The following is a 16,427-nucleotide window of genomic DNA, read 5'->3' as shown; positions in this document are numbered from 1 at the left end:
TGCCTGGGTGCGCCATCAGGGACGGCGCTGTCACTCGGCGAGTTCCTCCAGCAGCCGGGCCGTCGTCAGCCCCGCTCGCAGGTAGTCGGCGAACAGCTCGTTGTGCAGTGCCCAGCTCGAACGGCGGGCCCGGATCAGCCGGATGGCCGCATCGGCGGAGCTGCCCCGGCGCATCAGCGCGTGCGCGACCACCAGGCCGGAGCGGTTGTACCCGTGGTGGCAGCGCACCAGGACCTTGCGGTCGTCGTCCAGCGCCTCGCACGCCGCCTCGGCGAGCCGCATGACCCCCAGGAGCTGCGTTCCGTCGAGCGGCCCGTCCGGGATGGGCCACACATGGTGCTCGACCCCGGGACCGGGCCCGTGCCCCGGCAGCCGCAGCAGTGTCTGCACAAGATCGAACTCCTGTCGGACCACCGCGGGCTCCAGCTGCCCGGACCGGCCCCTGAACTCGTGCCCGCCCATCCACAGACCGGGCGCGATCTCGTTCCACGGACTGTCCGGCGCCGGTACATCGGGCTGGTTCCTACGGGTGTGCAACGGTGCCTCCCCACGTCACCGACATCACCGACATCACCATCCGGGTCCTCTCAAAGGTATCCGGGTTCTTGCCCCGGGAGCACCCGCCTGTTCCCATGGAAGACGGGGTGATGGTGCATGAACGGTCTGCGCGTCATACCGGCCTGGCGGCACGGCCAGGAGCGGCTGTACGTCTGTCTCCCGGACGGCAGGAACCTCGCCTGGTACGACCGCGAGTCGGCCAGGGTCAACGTGCTCGGCGAGGAGCACGAGGCGGATGCGCTCGAAGCGCTCGGCCCCTTCCTCACCGGCCCGGTCTCGGTCGGCCCGCCCCCCGTCCCCACCCCCGTCGAACTGGCCCGGCTCTCCCTGCACCCCGACGACGATCTCGCGCCGAACCGCCCGGGCGAGGCCCTGCTGATCGCCCTCGACCGCGACCCCGGCCCGGCCCGCCGCTTCCGCGCCGACCCGCGGCGGCAGGCACTCACGGCGGAGCAGGCGGTGGGGGAAGCCCTGGACCGCATGGACGGCCTGGGCGTACGCACCCTGCACTCGGTGCCGCTCCCCGGCGGCGACCGCGTCCACCACCTGCTCATCGGCCCCGGCGGGCTGTACGCCGTCCACGCCCTGTACGCCCACAGGCAGCGGGTGACGGTCTCCGACCCACAGGTGGCCCTCGGCCGCCGCGAGCCACGTTCCCTGCTGCGCCGTCTCCGCGCCGACGCCGACCGGGTCTCGTACGCCCTGACCGCGGAGGTCCGTCCGGTGCTGGTGCTGGTCGGCGCGTCCCATGTGACGGTGGCGGCCCCGCCGCGCGAGGTGCGCGTCCTGACGGACGGCGACGTGGAGAGCCTGGGTCGCCTGGGGGGAGTGCTGAAACCGGCCGACGTGGAGGCCCTGCACGCAGTGGCACGGGACCGGAACACGTGGGCCCGACTGTGAACGGGACAAGCGGCACCGGCCGAGGGGGCCGTCCGGGCCGGCCGGAGAGCCGGACCGGACGGGCCCGGCCGTGTCCGGTTCGATGGGCAGCCGTGATGGTCAGCCGTGGACCGCTACGGCCTGCTCGGGCGCGGGCCCGCTCAGGGCGGCGCCCCGGCCCGCTCCGGGTCCGGCAGGGACGCCGGCAGATCGCCGTGGTCCCGCAGGCACGGTCGGCAGACGCAGCCCCTTCGAGCCGGACGTCCTGGCGTACGCCTCGACGCCGTCGGCGGCCCGCCGCGGGATTCCTCAGCCGCGAGCCGGTGCGGAGACCGGCCGGGGGCCACGGGACAGCCCTTCGGCCGGTCGGCCGGTGAGGACGCCGGTGAGGATGTCGTCCAGGGCGGCGTCGAGCCGTCGGCGCAGTGTCGTCGAATCCGGGGCGAGCGAGCCGACCAGGAGGCCGGGGCCGGCCAGCGGCATGACCGTGCCCTCACCGGCCCCGCCACCGCCGGAGCGGAGGCCTGCGGGGGGACTTGTGGGGAGGTCCATGGCGGGGTCCACGACGAGGACGGACCCGATGGCATGGTGGCCGGCGGTGACGGCCGGGCCCGCCCAGCCGGGCGCGTCCGGCCCGACGGCGAGCTCCTGGTCGTACAGCGGTCGGTCGCCGACCACGGCCCGCAGCCGCTGACGGAAGGCGCCGGGCTGTTCACCGTACCGGCCGCACAACACCTCCTCCCGCAGCAGCAGCCGCGCCCCAGGAGCCAGCGCGATGTGGATCCGGGTGCGGTGGCGGCAGCCGTGCGCGGCGATCACCGGTTCGGGGAGCCAGACCAGCGTTCCGCCGGCCTCGACCCGGATGTCGATGTGGAGACGTGATTCCTCGCCGTGCGGGCCGGGCAGCAGCACGGTGGCGGAGACCTCGCCCAGGACGAGCGTGCTGCCGGCACCGACCCGTACCTCGAGCCCCAGCCGGTCTCCGCCGCAGGGGCCCGCACCGCCGGCCGTGAGATGGACGCCGGTGGCGGTGGCTTCGCGTTCCGCCCAGTCGATGACCGCCGCGCGCTCCGCGAGCAGGGTGCGCCGCAGCATCAGCGGCCAGTCCGAGTGGAGAAGCCGGACGCGGGTGCGCGGCGGCCCTCCGCCGCGCCGCGGGTCGCGTTCGGTCGCCAGCCGGGCCCGTGCGGAATGCACCGCCGCTCCTCAGCCGCCGGCCGGAGCCAGCAGCGTACGCACCCACGCGGTGACCTCCCGGGCGGCGGGGTCCTCGGTCAGGGACAGGAAGCACACGGGGCGGTCGCCGCGCCGCTCCTTCGCGTCGCGGGCCATCACCGCCAGGTCGGCGCCCACCTGACCGGCCAGATCCGTCTTGTTGACGACCAGCAGATCGGCGGAGGTGACACCCGGACCGCCCTTGCGGGGCACCTTGTCGCCGCCCGCGACGTCGATGACGAAGATCTGGTGATGGACGAGTCCTCGGCTGAAGGTGGCGGTGAGGTTGTCCCCGCCGCTCTCGATGAGGACCAGGTCCAGCGGGGGCAGACTCCGTTCGAGGTCCTCGACGGCTTCGAGGTTGGCCGAGATGTCGTCGCGGATGGCGGTGTGCGGGCAGCAGCCCGTCTCGACCGCGCGGACGCGTTCGGCGGGCAGGACGCCGTTACGGAGCAGGAAGTCGGCGTCCTCGGTGGTGTAGATGTCGTTGGTCACCACCGCCACCTGCAGTTCCCCGGCGAGCGAGCGGCACAGCGCGGCCACCAGCGCGGTCTTGCCGGACCCCACCGGACCACCGAACCCGATCAGCAGCGGCCGCCCGGCTTCGCGAGCCGGCCCACCGGAGGGAACCGGGGACGAATCCTCCGACGGATGCGGATGCGGATGCGGATGGGGGCGCGGGTGCGTGGCATCGGAAGCGGTGGGGACGGGGGTCGGGTTCGGGTGGCTCGGGTCAGCGGGTTCAGGAAGCAAAGAGACGCACCTCCCAGGCAGCGTGGGTTTGGGCGGAGATGTCGAGCATCGGGGCTCCCAGTGCGGCCAGTCGCGCCGCAGCGGCGGAGGCGGACGCGGCGGCGTCGCGGGCCAGTGCGTCCAGCTGTGGCCCGAGCCGTACGAGGACGCCGTGGGCGGCGAACGGATCGAGCCCGAGCAGCCGCACCGCCGCGGTCGCGGGGCCCGAGGCCGCCTCGTGCAGCGCCGCCGTCGCCGCCGCGTGCGGGCCGAGCCCGAGGACCCGGGCGGCCACCCCCAGTCCGACCGGCTGGTGGGGGCCCTCGGGCAGTGCGGCGGCGAGGACGTCCAGCTCCGGGTGCGGGCGAACCGCCCCGACGGCGCGCAGGAGCTGGCGGCCCAGTCTGCGCGAGGCGGCGCGCAGCGCGGGAGAGGGGGTGCGGGCGTCCAGTTCGGCGTCCAGCTCCCGCAGCGCCGCCCCGGACGGGTCGGCGGGCCGGCCGCACGCGGCGGCGGCGAACGCGGCGGCGGTGGCGCCGCTGGTGGCCACGCGGCCCCGCAGGAACGACTCCAGGTCGGCCGCGTCGCGCACCCGGCCGGCGGCGACCGCGGCCTCCAGCCCGCCGGAGTGGGCGTGACCGCCGGCGGGGAACCGGCCGTCGGCGAGCACCAGCAGGGCGGACAGACCGGCGGTCGGTGCCGGTCCGGGGGCCGGGTCAGGGGTCTGCCGGTGTGTCATCGGACTGTCAGAAGAGGAAGTAACGCTGGGACATGGGCAGATGGGACACGGGTTCGTGGGTGACCTCCTGGCCGTCGATGCGTACGGCGAACGTGTCGGGGTCGACCTCGATGTCCGGCAGTGCGTCGTTCTCCGGCAGATCGGCCTTCGACCGGCCGCGCATGTTCTCCACCGGGACCAGCCGGCGCTCGACGCGGAGCCGGTCGGCCAGCCCGTCCTCGACGGCCGCCGGAGCGACGAACGCCACGCTGGTCGCCGCGGAGGCCCGGGTGTGCGCGTTGTACCCCAGCCGCGGCAGCACCGGCTGCGGCGTGGGGACCGCCGCGTTCGGATCGCCGACCAGCGCCATGGCCGGCATGCCTCCCTTGTACACCGCCACCGGGCGCACCCCGAACAGCGCCGGATCCCACAGCACCAGGTCGGCGAGTTTGCCCGGTTCGACGGAGCCGACCTCGCGTTCCAGCCCGTGGATCACCGCCGGGACGATGGTGTACTTGGCGATGTAACGGCGGGCACGGTGGTTGTCCGCCCGGTTGTCGCCGGGCAGCGGACCGCGCAGCTCCTTCATCACGTGCGCGGTCTGCCAGGTACGGCGTGCCACCTCGCCGAGCCGGCCCATCGCCAGGGCGTCGGAGGTCATCGCCGAGATGGCCCCGATGTCCTGCAGAATGTCCTCGGCGGCCATCGTGGAGGCCCGCACCCTGCTCTCGGCGAACGCCAGTTCCGCGGGGACGTTCGGGTTCAGATGGTGGGCGATCAGGCAGATGTCGAGCTGTTCGTCGGCGGTGTTGACGGTGAACGGGCGGGTCGGTGTGGTCGAGGACGGCAGCACATGGGGCTCACCGGCGATCCGGATGATGTCCGGGGCGTGGCCGCCGCCGGCGCCCTCGGTGTGAAAGGCGTGGAAGCTGCGGCCGTTCACGGTGCGCAGCAGGTCCTCCACGAAGCCGGCCTCGTTGAGGGTGTCGCTGTGGATCGCGACCTGGACGCCGGCCGCGTCCGCCACCCGGAGCGCCGTGTCGATCACGGCCGGGGTGGCGCCCCAGTCCTCGTGGACCTTGAAACCGCCCACCCCGGAGCGCAACTGCTCCCACAGCGCCTCCTCGGACACCGTGGTCCCGCGGCCCAGGAACAGGACGTTGACCGGCCAGGGGTCGAACGCCTCCAGCATGCGCTCCATCCACCAGCCGCCGGGGGTCGCCAGGGCCGCCTTCGAGCCGTCGGTGGCGCCGGTGCCGCCGCCGACCAGGGTGGTGGTGCCCATCTCCAGCGCGACCACGGAAATCTCCGGGGTGACATAGTGGACGTGGGTGTCCACCGTCCCCGCCGTCATGATCAGCCCGCTGCCGTTGACCATCTCGGTGGACGGCCCGATCACCAGGTCGGGGTGGACACCGTCCATGATGTCGGGGTTGCCGCTCTTGCCGAGCGCGACGATCCGGCCGTCCCGGATGCCGACGTCGGCCTTGACCACGCCCCAGTGGTCCAGCACCACCACGCCGCCGATCACGAGGTCCGGTGTTCCCTCGGCGCGGGTGGCGTGGGACTGCCCCTGCGACTCCCGGCCCGACTTGCCGCCGCCGAACACCGCCTCGTCGCCCCCGACGCAGCGGTCCTCCTCGACCTCGATGAACAGATTGGTGTCCGCCAGCCGGATGCGGTCGCCCGTGGTCGGCCCGAGCGAGGCCACGTACTGCCGTCTGTCGATCTCAGCCATCGAGAGCACCTCCGCACAGGCCGCGCAGGCCGAGGACGACGCGTCGGCCGGCCAGCGGGACGAGTTCGACCTCCACGGTGGCGCCCGGGGCGAACCGCACCATCGCGCCCGCCAGGATGTTCAGATGTCTGCCCCAGGCCAGGTCCCGGTCGAACCGCAGGGCCGGGTTCGCCTCGGCGAAGTGGTAGTGCGAGCCGACGCTGACCGGCCGGTCGGCGGTGTTGTCCACCCGCACCGTGACCACGGACCGCCCCGCGTTGATGGTGACGGGTCCGTCGGCATAGACGATCTGCCCCGGCGACCCCTCCAACTCGCCCGAGTCGGCGTCAAAATGAATCATCCCCGTATGCCCGCTCCTCCCGGACGCGGGTACGAGTTCCTCCCCCGAGCCGGGACCGAGCCGAGGGCCGGTCACTGGATCGGCTCCTGCACCGCGATCAGCTTCGTGCCGTCCGGAAAGGTCGCCTCCACCTGCACCTGGGTGAGCATCTCCGGTACGCCCTCCATCACGTCCTCCCGGCGCAGCAGACCCCGGCCGGCGTTCTGCAGATCGGCCTTGGTGCGGCCGTCGCGGGCGCCCTCGAGGAGGAACGAGGCGATGAACGCGGTCGCCTCGGGGAGATTCAGTCTCAGGCCGCGTTCCCTGCGCTCCAGGGCGAGCTTGGCCGCCGTGTAGATCATCAGGCGTTCCCGCTCCGGCAGACTCAGCAGCATCACTACCTCCAGGCGTCTCGCACCGGACCCCCGGGCACTGGGTACGAGCAACGGCACCCTTGAATGATCATCAGGTGATAAATCACCTCGATCGTGACATGGCGGTGACCCGACGGCATCTCGGTGGGGTGAGTACGGCGGCGCCGTGGACGGCGAAGAGCGGACGGGGACGGCGTGCGGTCGGCCGAACGGCGGACGATGGATCCTCGGACCCGTGTTCGGCGTCTTCCCTCAGGGCTGTGCTTCCATGTGCGTGATCTGCGGGATCTGTGCACATGACAGGTACGGCCGGGTTGTAAGGGACATTCAAGGACACCGGCGGAGGGCATGACCGAGGACGAGTTCGACGCTTTCTACGCGGCCGCGTTCCCCCGTCTGACCGGGCAGCTCTTCGCCTTCACCGGGGATCTGGGCGAGGCCCAGGACGTGGTCCAGGAGGCGTTCGTGCGGGCCTGGGACCGGCGCCACAAGCTCCAGGCCGACGGGGCACCCGAGGCGTGGACCCGTACCGTCGCCATGCGTCTGGCGGTCAGTCGCTGGCGACGGGCGAAGCGCTGGCTGGAACTGGTGCGCCATTCCGCGCCGCCGGAGTCGACCCCCGGCCCCGGCCCCGAACGCGCCGCGCTGGTGACCGCGTTGCGCCGGCTGCCGGAAACCCAGCGGATGGCCGTCGTCCTCCACCATCTGTGCGACCTCACGGTCGAGCAGGTAGCCTCCGAGACCGGCGCGCCCGTGGGGACGGTCAAGGCTCGGCTGTTCCGGGGGCGGGCGGCACTGGCCAAGGAGCTGGCGGTGGACGAGGCCGAGGAGACGGCCTGGAGGGAGGGCGGCCGTGTCGGATGAACTCGCCACCGCGTTGCGCGAGTTGGCGGCGGACCACGAAGCGCCGCCGCCCGTGCCGGCCGCCGAGGTACGCACCCGGGCACGGCGCCGTGCCCGCCGTCGCCGGACCACGGTCGCGTTCGGCATGGCGACCACGGCGGCCTGCGTGCTGACGACGATCGGGCTCACCGTGCACGCCGAGGAGCCCGGCCACCACCGTCACCTCCCGGCCGCCTCGTCCGGCGCCCGGGCCTCCGGTGCCCCGACGGCCGCCGGCACGTCGGCGCCCGACGGGGCGCCCACCCGCTCGGCCGCCGCCACGGACGGCTTCCTCGACCTGGACCGCCGCACGCTCACGATCGGCGGCCACGTCATGCGTGTCGACTCGTACGCCGTCACCGCGCTGCCTCCCGGCCACCTACTGACCGTGCGCGCCAAGCACAAGGCCGTGACGCTGCCGGGCGACCCGAGCGCCGAGAACCGCCGGGGCACCGAGGTCCCGTACGTGGTGGAACTGCGGACCGGCGACCGGCCGCCCGTCTACGCGGGCGCCCTGGCCGGCGGCACCAAGCCCCTGGGCGTCCCCGGCGCGAAGACCGGTTGGCTGGGCCTGAGCGTCAAGGACGCGCGGTGGTTCTACGCCCGCATCCGGCAGGGCGAACTCATCGAGATCACCTCCACCGTTCCTAATCAGTGAGCAGGAGTGAGTCTTGGACCCAAACCTGGTCGACTGGCGCATCCCGAACGGTTGTGGATGCACTGGTCACCCGCGTTCGCGCCGCGTCCGGCGACACGGATCGTGTCCGTGGTCCGGGGATGCGGGGGCGGGTTTCCTCACGCCCGCGGGTGCCGTGTCCGGCCTGGGCGGTCCGATGCCCCACACGATCGCTCTGGTCGTGTGGGGGCGGTGCCGTCCGTCGCCGGATACGGTGCCCGAGAGCGCGTCGCCCGATCGCGACGCCAGCGGCGTCGTGACGGGTGGTCCTGCGGTTCTTCGAGGTGAGGGGCTTCTGCCAGTGCTGCGCGCCCCACATCGAGGTGTACGCGGGGTCGACCGCGACGACGGCGATGCCGAGTTCGGCCGCCATCGACACCAGCCGTGCCCGCAGCCTGGCGACGGGCATGCCGGAGATCAGCTTGCGGAACCGCTTCCTGCGGCCGTGCTTCTCCCGCGTCTTCTCCGCGCCGAAGTCCAGGTCCTCGATCGCGATGGCGACGCCTTCGCGCCGTGCCCAGTGAAGGAGGCGGGTGAGGGCGTGCCTCACCTGGGCGTCCCGGTGGTGGGCGGTGCCGTCGAGGTCGTAGCGGAAGCGGCGGGGCTCACCCATCGGGTTGCCGTGCTCATCCAGACGCCACGCTGCGAAGTGGTCGGCGTTGGTGTCCACACCGATGAGCCCGTTCGCCCTGGCTACGGCCAGGGGAACGGTCTGGACCGGGGGAATCGTCCACGACGCGGTGAGGTACCAGCGGCCCCGGTCCACGTCGTAGTGGATGCGGTAGGCCACCGCCCGGTTCGCCGATACGCGGTCGGCCCACTCCTCGCCGCGGTGCCGGAAATCGATCCGGCCGTCGAGCACGTACCGGCCACGCGGGGCGTTGGCCAGGTGCGCCATCGGAGCCGGGAGCTTGATGCTGACCTCGCCGTCGGAGCCCACGCGGATGGTCTCGTTTCCCAAACGCTTGCCCGACTCCCCGTCTGCCTGGAGGAACCAGCGTTCGGCCTCCCAGCGTTGCCGCCACTCGTGCTCGGCGAGCTGGGCGGCTTCCAGATTGTGCCGGCTGCGAGCCAGTCGCTTCCCGCCCCGCACCACGTGCACGACACCGGCCCCACGGTCGGACCGCTCGCGCTCCAGCCGGTCTTCCAGCACATGCAGGCGCCGGGTCTTTTGGAACCACTCCTGCTTCGTGCGGTAGCCGCCCGGCGCTCGCTTCGTGCCTTTCTCCCCGACCGGCCGGGACAGGCGGTGCGCGATCGTGCGCACCCCGGCCTCAAGGTTCTGGATGTGGGCGAGCTGGGCACGGCGCGAGAGGCCCCACTGGTCGTGGGTGGCCTTCGTGATGCTCCCGGCCCAGCGGGAGGACGACTCCTCGGTCAGGGCCCGCTTGCGCTCCGCCCACTGGTCGCTGTCGTGATCGGTACCCGCCCGGCAACGTGCCCTGAGGTCGGCACAGGCCAGCGAACCCAGATGTGCGCCCACCAGGGGCAACACCTCACGGTCCCGCTGGGACATGCCTTTGATGCTGGTGCGGATCGCCACCCCGGACGGGCCCGGCGCAACGAACGGCGCCTCGATCGCGTGCAGTGTGGAGTCAGCCATGCTCGGCGGCCTCCAAAGCCTTGCGGGCACGGTTCTTCGCCGACCGGCGACCGTACAGGCGAGCACAGAACGAGGTCAGCACCTCCACCATGTCGCACACCAGGTCGTCTTCGACCTCGCCGTCATCAAGGACCACGAGGCGGCGCCCATGTGCGGACAGGGCGGCTTCGACAAGTTCGGTGTTCATCCGGCCCAGCCGGTCCTTGTGCTCGACCACCACAGTGGTCACGTCCGGATCGGCCAGCAGCCGCTTGGCTTTGGGACGGGCACCGTTCATACCGGATGCGATCTCCGCCTCCACGCGCACCACCCGGTGACCGGCCTGCGCCGCCCACCGGGACAGCCGGGCGACCTGCCGTTCCAGGTCGGTCTTCTGGTCATGGGAGGAGACACGGGCATACAAGCCCAGCCCGCCGACCGCCTCGGGCGCGGCGTTGCCCCCCACGTTCACGAGGATCGTACGCGGGCCGACCCTCCCCCAGACTCCGTCCGGGGGGGACCCCCATCCGCCGGTACCGGCAGCGTCCCCTCGCGGAACCAGCGATACGCGGTCTGCGGATGCACGCCCTGCGCCTTCGCCCATTCCGTGAGATTCATGCTCTGACAACGACACTCACTCACACATGGTTACGCACACTCACCCGACCTTGAAGACCAGCAGTTGAAGACCCCCGCGACCGCTACCGACGTCAGCCCCCGGATGAACGAGCGCTGCAGTGCCAGGAAGGCGATGGACGCCAGTGAGCTGCCCGGCGAGTTGAGGAACTCGCCGGGCTCCAGGCCGAAGACGGCGAGCACCGCGTTCAGGGGGGTGATCAGGCACGCCCCACGCGTCCTGCGCGACGTCGGCGACCGAACCCGGCGCCGAGGTGAACGGCTGTCCGGAACCGCTCAGCCGGCCGCGGACCGCAGGCGTTCGTCGCACCACCGGCTGGCGGTCTCGGCGACCTGTTCCAGCGCGCCGGGCTCCTCGAACAGGTGGGTGGCGCCCGGTACGACCCGCAGGGTGTGCGGACCGCCCAGCCTGCGGGCCGCCTCCTGGTTGAGCCGTATCACCTGGTCGTCCCGTCCGCCGACGATCAGCAGGACCGGCATCCGTACGGATTCCAGGGCGTCGCCCGCCAGATCCGGCCGTCCACCGCGCGACACCACGGTCAGCACCCGGGCGGGCCGCTCGGCGGCGGCGACCAGGGCCGCGCCCGCACCGGTGCTGGCGCCGAACAGGGCGACGGGAAGGTCCAGGGTCTCGGGCAGGACCTCGAGCCAGTCGATCGAGGCCACCAGACGGCGGGCCAGCAGGGCGATGTCGAAGCGGTGCTCGCCGGTCACCGTGTCGCGCCGCTCCTCCTCCTCGGTGAGCAGGTCGATCAGCAGGGTGCCGAGCCCCGCGGTACGCAGTTCGGCGGCGACCGCGCGGTTGCGCGGGCTGTGCCGGGAGCTGCCGCTGCCGTGCGCGAACAGCACGACCGCCCGTGCGGGCGCCGGCACGTCGAGGTCGCCCGTCAGCTCGATGTCGCCGACGGGCACCGTGCACACTCGGGAGATCATCGGCCTCACCCTTTTCCTCGCTGCCTCGCTGCCTCGCTACCGTGAGGCGCCGGCTTCCCGCTCGCGCCGCAGCCGACGGAGCACGACCCACAGATCGACCGCCGCCGACAGGGCGAGCACACCGCAGACGACCGTGAGCATGACCAGCGCGCCGCGGCCGGGGCTGTCGCCGGGCCCGGATTCCGCGGCCCAGAGGCCGAAGAGCACGGCCGCCGCGGTGAAGAGCGGCAGGAAGGCACCCGCCAGCAGCAGCCGCAGCCGGAGCGGACTGCGGGCGGTGACCGGTTCGGTGCCCGTCCGCGGCCACCGCCCGCCGATCGCCCCGGAGCGCGCCCTCGGCGCCTCCCGAGTGGTCGCGTCGGGGTCTTCGTCGCGCACGATGTGCCTCCGTCAACGGTTGGGGGCGGCCCTGCTGACGTCCGCCAGGGCCGAGCGCGGGTCCTCGGTGGTGGCGAGGTCGCCGAGACTGACGATGCCGACCGGGCAGCCACCGCGCTCCACCACCGGCAGGCGGCGCACCGCGTACCGCCGCATCAGCTCGATCGCGTGATCGGTGCTGTCGTCCGGCGCCAGGGTCACCACCGGCGGGCGGGTGCACACCGAGCCGACGGACGTGGCCGCGGGGTCGAGGCCCTCGGCGAGGGCCCGGATCACGATGTCCCGGTCGGTGAGCATGCCGAACAGATCACAGTCGTACGTCACCAGGACATCGCCGATGTCCTGCTCGCGCATCAGCCGGGCGGCTCGCGCCACCGTGGTCATGGGCTCGACGGCGGCGGTGCCGGGCGACATCACGTCACGTATCCGCGTGGTCATGAAAACCTCCGGTTCCTGCGTCGGCGGTCCGTCGCACCGCCCGCGTAGCCCGTACCGGCGGCGGCAAACCGTTCGGGAGGGACGCGGTGCCGTCGCCTGAACCCACCCCGTCCGTCATGGGCGCCGGTTCGAGCGTCGACGCAGGGTGAAGAGGCAGGCGAGCATGCCGAGGGCCCAGGCGATCAGGAGGGCGCCCCACAGCGGCATGGTCACCATCGGAACGAGAAGCCGGATCTCGACGCTCGCGCGGTTCTCGAAGATGAAGATCAGAGCGATCGCGGTGATCAGGACGAACGGCGCGAGGCGGCGGACGCCCGGGCGGGAAAAGAACGGCGTGTGCGCCTTGTGGCCTGTACCGGTCCGAGTCATGGGGTCTCTCCATCACGTCGCCCCTGCCTCCAGGGTCCTCTTCCAGCAGGTGACACGCCACCGAAGGGGCCACGCGAACCGCCCACCGACCGATCGCCGGTACCAGCACGGGTGGCGCCCCTCGGGCCAGGCCTCGGGGTCGTCCCCAGCGCCCCCATCAGGTCCGGCACCGCGGTGGCAGCGGCCAGGGCGCCGTGCGACGCCGGGGCGCCGCACCCCGCGGGCGAGGTGCTCACCGCCGCCGGAGCAGCCTGGCAGGCCCTCCGCGGGGCACCGGGCGCGATGCCGCGCAGCGGGCCCGGGCCCCTTGCGAGGTAGAGTTTCCCGCTGCGCTCGTTCCCGCCGTTCCGTCGTGCGGCCCGGAGCGCGACCGCCGTGGCGGGGTCCCGATCGGACCCGGACGGCACCCGAAGACTTCCGGGCGATGACGCCCGACCGGCACCGGATGGCTGCCGCCCTGTCCGGCAGGGTCCCGCCGAGGCGGCCGGACCGCCGAAGACTCCACACCTTGCGGAGTCGGTACGACGCGCACGTGCGTCCAGCGGCATGGACGTGTGCGCCCGAACAGGAACGGTTGTATGTCCTCACCGCTGTCCGCAGCCCTCGAACCGCGCATGTCCAAGCCCGACTGGCTCGCTTCCCCCAAGGTCCTCCGTACCGAGGTGCTGGCCGGGCTGGTCGTGGCCCTGGCCCTGATCCCGGAGGCCATCTCCTTCTCGATCATCGCCGGCGTCGACCCCGGCGTCGGCCTGTTCGCCTCGTTCACCATGGCGGTCGTCATATCCGTCGTGGGCGGCCGCAAGGCGATGATCTCCGCCGCCACCGGCGCGGTCGCCCTCGTCATCGCCCCCCTCAACCGCGAGCACGGACTGGGGTACCTGGTCGCCGCCGTCATCCTGGCCGGTGTCTTCCAGGTGGTTCTGGGGGCCCTCGGCGTGGCGAAGCTCATGCGGTTCGTGCCCCGCTCGGTGATGGTCGGCTTCGTCAACGCGCTCGCCGTCCTGATCTTCATGGCCCAGGTGCCGGAGGTGCGCGACGTCCCCTGGGCGGTCTACCCGCTCGTCGTCGCCGGCCTGGCCCTCATGGTGTTCTTCCCGAAGGTCACCCAGACCGTTCCGGCGCCGCTGGTCTCCATCGTGGTGCTGACCGTGATCACCGTCGCCGCCGGCATCGCGGTCCCCACGGTCGGCGACCGGGGCGAACTGCCGTCCTCCCTGCCCGTCCCCGGCCTGCCGGACGTGCCCTTCACCATGGACACGCTGACCCTCATCGCCCCGTACGCGCTCGCCATGGCGCTGGTGGGACTGATGGAGTCGCTGATGACGGCCAAGCTCGTCGACGACATCACCGACACCCACTCCGACAAGACCCGCGAGTCCGTCGGCCAGGGCATCGCCAACATCGTCACCGGGTTCTTCGGCGGCATGGGCGGCTGCGCCATGATCGGCCAGACGATGATCAACGTCCGTGTCTCCGGCGCCCGGACCCGCCTGTCCACGTTCCTGGCCGGCGCCTTCCTGATGGTGCTGTGCATCGTCTTCGGGCCCGTCGTCTCCGACATCCCCATGGCCGCCCTCGTCGCCGTCATGGTCATGGTGTCGGTGGCCACCTTCGACTGGCACTCCGTCCGGCCCAAGACCCTCAAGCGCATGCCGCCGGGCGAGACCGTGGTCATGGCGACCACCGTGATCGTCGTGGTCGCCACCCACAACCTCGCCGTCGGCGTCGTCGTCGGCTCCGTCACCGCGATGGTCATCTTCGCCAAGCGGGTGGCCCATCTGGCCGACGTCTCCGGGGTGGTCGACCCCGACGGCACACAGGTCGTCTACTCGGTCACCGGCGAACTGTTCTTCGCCTCCTCCAACGACCTGGTCCATCAGTTCGACTACAAGGGCGACCCGGACGACGTGGTCATCGACCTCTCCGGCACCCACATCTGGGACGCCTCGTCCGTGGCCGCCCTGGACGCCATCGAGACCAAGTACGCCCGACGGGGCAAGAAGGTCACCGTCACGGGCCTCAACGAGCCCAGCGCCCACATGCGCCGACGCCTGGCCGGACAACTCACCGACAGCCACTGACCCACGACCCCGCCGGCCCGCCCGGCCCGGCTCGCCCGGCCCGGCCCGGCAACCGGGTGACACGTCGCCACGGGGCGAACGCGTGCCTGGTGCGGCGCCGGGCGGCGCCGGTGACTTCCGGTCAACTCCACTGGAGCGACGGCCGATCGTGCGTACGGGTGGCGGTGACGCCGAAGATTCCCGTCGACCCATTACCAAGCGTTTATCGAGCAGATACCTTTCTCCTTGCCGGTGGTAGGGGTGGAGCGATCCAGCCATCCCCGCCTGTCCGGAGTACCACCGCACGTCGTTCGGCCTGTTTTCGGTTCTACACCCATTCCTCATGGACCACCGGAAGGAAGCGCTTTGAACGCTCGGAACCGCCGCACCACGGTAGTCGCCGTATCCGTCGCAGGGCTCATAACGCCGCTGCTGCTGATCGGTTCGGGCACCGCCTCCGCCCACAGCGACCCTGCCAAGGAGGCTGCCAAGCTCGCGAAGAAGCTCGTCAAGAAGAGCGACGCCAAGGATGCCCACGAGCATCTGAGACAGTTCCAGCGGATCGCCGACAAGAACGGGAACACCCGGGTGGCCGGGTCGAAGGGGCACCGGCAGTCGGCCGAGTACGTCGAAGGCCTGCTGCGGAAGGCCGGGTACTCGGTGACCCGGAACGCGTTCGACTTCCCGTTCACCGAGACGCTGGCGCAGAGCCTGCGGGTGGTGTCGCCGCAGCAGCAGGACGTTCCGGTGACCGCCATGACGTACTCCGCCAGCAGCCCGGTCGGCGGCATCACCGCACCGGTCGCGGTGGTGCCGGTCGACGACACCACCGGCTGCGAGCCGGGGGACTACGCCTCCGGGACGTTCACCGGCAAGATCGCGCTGATCAAGCGCGGCGGCTGCACCTTCGCGGAGAAGCAGGAGGCCGCCGCCGGCGCGGGCGCGGCCGGCGCGATCATCTACAACAACACCGAGGGCGCGCTCAGCGGCACCCTGGGAGACCCGTCCGTCGCCAAGATCCCGGCAGGCGGCGTCACCCAGGCGGACGGCGAGGCGCTCGCGGCCAAGGCCGCCGCCGGCGAGGTGACCGTCAACCTGGAGATCCGCACCTTCTCGGAGACCCGGCGCACCTACAACGTGATCGCCGAGACCAAGGGCGGCAAGGCCGACAACGTGGTGATGTTCGGTGCCCACCTGGACTCGGTGGCGGACGGCCCGGGCATCAACGACAACGGCTCCGGCTCCGCCGGCATCCTCGACGTGGCCCTGAACCTCGCCCACGAGAAGACCGGGAACAAGGTGCGCTTCGCCTGGTGGTCGGCCGAGGAGTTCGGCCTGCTGGGCTCGGAGGCGTACGTCGGCAGCCTCTCGGCGGCGGACCGCGCGAAGATCAAGCTGTACCTGAACTTCGACATGATCGCCTCGCCCAACTACGCCCAGTTCGTCTACGACGGCGACGACTCCGACCGGGTCGGAGCCGGCCCCGGCCCGGAGGGCTCGGCGCAGCTGGAGCGGCAGATCACCGACTACCTGGACAGCCGACGCATCCCGTACGAGGGCACCGACTTCACCGGCCGGTCGGACTACGGGCCGTTCATCGAGGTGGGCATCCCCTCGGGCGGCACCTTCACCGGTGCCGAGGGCATCAAGACGGCCGAGCAGGCGAAGGCGTACGGCGGCAAGGCCGGTGTCGCGTACGACGCCTGCTACCACGCCGCCTGCGACAACCTGAAGAACATCAGCATGAAGGCGTTCGACGTCAACATCGACGTCATCGCCAACGCGGTGGGCCGGTACGCCTGGGACACCAGCCCGCTGAGCAAGCCGGTGGCGCCGCGGAACACCGAGGGTTCGGCGGGCAGCGGCGGCGGCCTGCACGAGGGCCACGGCCACGAGGTCACCGAGTAACTCCCGGCACACACAAGGGGAGGGCCGGACAA

General features: G+C 72.1%; 17 protein-coding genes and 2 pseudogenes. 5 read left to right on the top strand and 14 right to left on the bottom strand.

The features are described 5' to 3' along the window. Nucleotides 1-30 precede the first annotated feature (30 nt). Nucleotides 31-537 (bottom strand): protein-tyrosine phosphatase family protein, encoded by a 507-nt coding sequence (locus tag PYS65_RS11665; RefSeq protein WP_279333881.1) that lies wholly within the window; start codon nt 535-537, stop codon nt 31-33. A gap of 117 nt (nt 538-654) precedes the next feature. Here PYS65_RS11665 and PYS65_RS11660 point away from each other — a divergent pair, with 117 nt between their 5' ends. Then, on the top strand, nt 655-1,458 hold the full coding sequence (locus PYS65_RS11660; RefSeq protein ID WP_279333880.1) for a nuclease-related domain-containing protein: 804 nt from the start codon (nt 655-657) through the stop codon (nt 1,456-1,458). A gap of 288 nt (nt 1,459-1,746) precedes the next feature. Here PYS65_RS11660 and PYS65_RS11655 read toward each other — a convergent pair whose 3' ends face one another. From PYS65_RS11655 to PYS65_RS11630, 6 genes and pseudogenes are all read right to left on the bottom strand, one after another. Next, a complete protein-coding gene (locus PYS65_RS11655; RefSeq protein ID WP_279333879.1) occupies nt 1,747-2,634 on the bottom strand; it encodes an urease accessory protein UreD in 888 nt (295 codons plus the stop codon). A 9-nt stretch (nt 2,635-2,643) separates the two neighbouring features. Then, nucleotides 2,644-3,324: pseudogene (gene ureG / locus PYS65_RS11650) on the bottom strand (urease accessory protein UreG); the annotation flags it as partial. Between the two features lie 70 nt (nt 3,325-3,394). After that, complete coding sequence (locus PYS65_RS11645) at nt 3,395-4,123, bottom strand: urease accessory protein UreF (protein ID WP_279333878.1); 729 nt, start codon at nt 4,121-4,123, stop codon at nt 3,395-3,397. 7 nt (nt 4,124-4,130) lie between these two features. Then, on the bottom strand, nt 4,131-5,840 hold the full coding sequence (locus tag PYS65_RS11640) for an urease subunit alpha (RefSeq protein WP_279333877.1): 1,710 nt from the start codon (nt 5,838-5,840) through the stop codon (nt 4,131-4,133). Continuing rightward, entirely contained in the window at nt 5,833-6,180 is a 348-nt protein-coding gene (locus PYS65_RS11635; RefSeq protein ID WP_279333876.1) for an urease subunit beta, read from the bottom strand. Before PYS65_RS11635 ends, PYS65_RS11640 begins: the two co-directional genes overlap by 8 nt. A gap of 71 nt (nt 6,181-6,251) precedes the next feature. Further along, nucleotides 6,252-6,554 carry an urease subunit gamma gene (locus tag PYS65_RS11630; protein ID WP_279333875.1) on the bottom strand — a complete coding sequence of 101 codons (303 nt, stop codon included), beginning with the start codon at nt 6,552-6,554 and terminating at the stop codon, nt 6,252-6,254. A gap of 327 nt (nt 6,555-6,881) precedes the next feature. On the opposite strand from PYS65_RS11630, the gene PYS65_RS11625 reads away from it, so the two are divergent. Continuing rightward, nucleotides 6,882-7,397 (top strand): SigE family RNA polymerase sigma factor, encoded by a 516-nt coding sequence (locus PYS65_RS11625; protein WP_279333874.1) that lies wholly within the window; start codon nt 6,882-6,884, stop codon nt 7,395-7,397. Beyond that, nucleotides 7,387-8,073, top strand: a complete 687-nt coding sequence (locus tag PYS65_RS11620) for a hypothetical protein (RefSeq protein WP_279333873.1) — start codon at nt 7,387-7,389, stop codon at nt 8,071-8,073. The genes PYS65_RS11625 and PYS65_RS11620 overlap by 11 nt, the downstream gene beginning before the upstream one ends. Here PYS65_RS11620 and PYS65_RS11615 read toward each other — a convergent pair. The 7 genes and pseudogenes from PYS65_RS11615 to PYS65_RS11585 all read right to left on the bottom strand — a co-directional run bounded on the left by PYS65_RS11615 (nt 8,063) and on the right by PYS65_RS11585 (nt 12,427). Beyond that, nucleotides 8,063-9,694: an IS200/IS605 family accessory protein TnpB-related protein gene (locus PYS65_RS11615; RefSeq protein WP_279333872.1), complete on the bottom strand. Its 1,632-nt coding sequence runs from the start codon at nt 9,692-9,694 to the stop codon at nt 8,063-8,065. The genes PYS65_RS11620 and PYS65_RS11615 overlap by 11 nt on opposite strands. Continuing rightward, nucleotides 9,687-10,291 (bottom strand): annotated as a pseudogene (locus PYS65_RS11610) (IS607 family transposase). The gene PYS65_RS11615 and the pseudogene PYS65_RS11610 overlap by 8 nt, the downstream one beginning before the upstream one ends. A gap of 30 nt (nt 10,292-10,321) precedes the next feature. After that, nucleotides 10,322-10,492 (bottom strand): hypothetical protein, encoded by a 171-nt coding sequence (locus PYS65_RS11605; protein ID WP_279333871.1) that lies wholly within the window; start codon nt 10,490-10,492, stop codon nt 10,322-10,324. A 93-nt stretch (nt 10,493-10,585) separates the two neighbouring features. Further along, on the bottom strand, nt 10,586-11,242 hold the full coding sequence (locus tag PYS65_RS11600; protein ID WP_279333870.1) for a dienelactone hydrolase family protein: 657 nt from the start codon (nt 11,240-11,242) through the stop codon (nt 10,586-10,588). A 36-nt stretch (nt 11,243-11,278) separates the two neighbouring features. Further along, nucleotides 11,279-11,620 carry a DUF6343 family protein gene (locus tag PYS65_RS11595; RefSeq protein ID WP_279333869.1) on the bottom strand — a complete coding sequence of 114 codons (342 nt, stop codon included), beginning with the start codon at nt 11,618-11,620 and terminating at the stop codon, nt 11,279-11,281. Between the two features lie 12 nt (nt 11,621-11,632). Next, nucleotides 11,633-12,058 (bottom strand): CBS domain-containing protein, encoded by a 426-nt coding sequence (locus PYS65_RS11590; RefSeq protein ID WP_279333868.1) that lies wholly within the window; start codon nt 12,056-12,058, stop codon nt 11,633-11,635. A gap of 114 nt (nt 12,059-12,172) precedes the next feature. Continuing rightward, nucleotides 12,173-12,427, bottom strand: coding sequence for a LapA family protein (locus PYS65_RS11585; RefSeq protein WP_279333867.1), 255 nt, complete (start codon nt 12,425-12,427; stop codon nt 12,173-12,175). A 578-nt stretch (nt 12,428-13,005) separates the two neighbouring features. Here PYS65_RS11585 and PYS65_RS11580 point away from each other — a divergent pair. Both PYS65_RS11580 and PYS65_RS11575 read left to right on the top strand, forming a co-directional pair. After that, nucleotides 13,006-14,508: a SulP family inorganic anion transporter gene (locus tag PYS65_RS11580; RefSeq protein WP_279333866.1), complete on the top strand. Its 1,503-nt coding sequence runs from the start codon at nt 13,006-13,008 to the stop codon at nt 14,506-14,508. Nucleotides 14,509-14,853: 345 nt separating this feature from the next. Continuing rightward, a complete protein-coding gene (locus PYS65_RS11575) occupies nt 14,854-16,395 on the top strand; it encodes a M28 family metallopeptidase (RefSeq protein ID WP_279333865.1) in 1,542 nt (513 codons plus the stop codon). Nucleotides 16,396-16,427 lie beyond the last annotated feature (32 nt).

It is taken from the genome of Streptomyces cathayae, assembly GCF_029760955.1.
In the GTDB taxonomy this organism is placed as follows: domain Bacteria; phylum Actinomycetota; class Actinomycetes; order Streptomycetales; family Streptomycetaceae; genus Streptomyces; species Streptomyces cathayae.
Note: the sequence above shows the minus strand (reverse complement) of the source record. Positions and strands in the feature narration are given on the sequence as shown.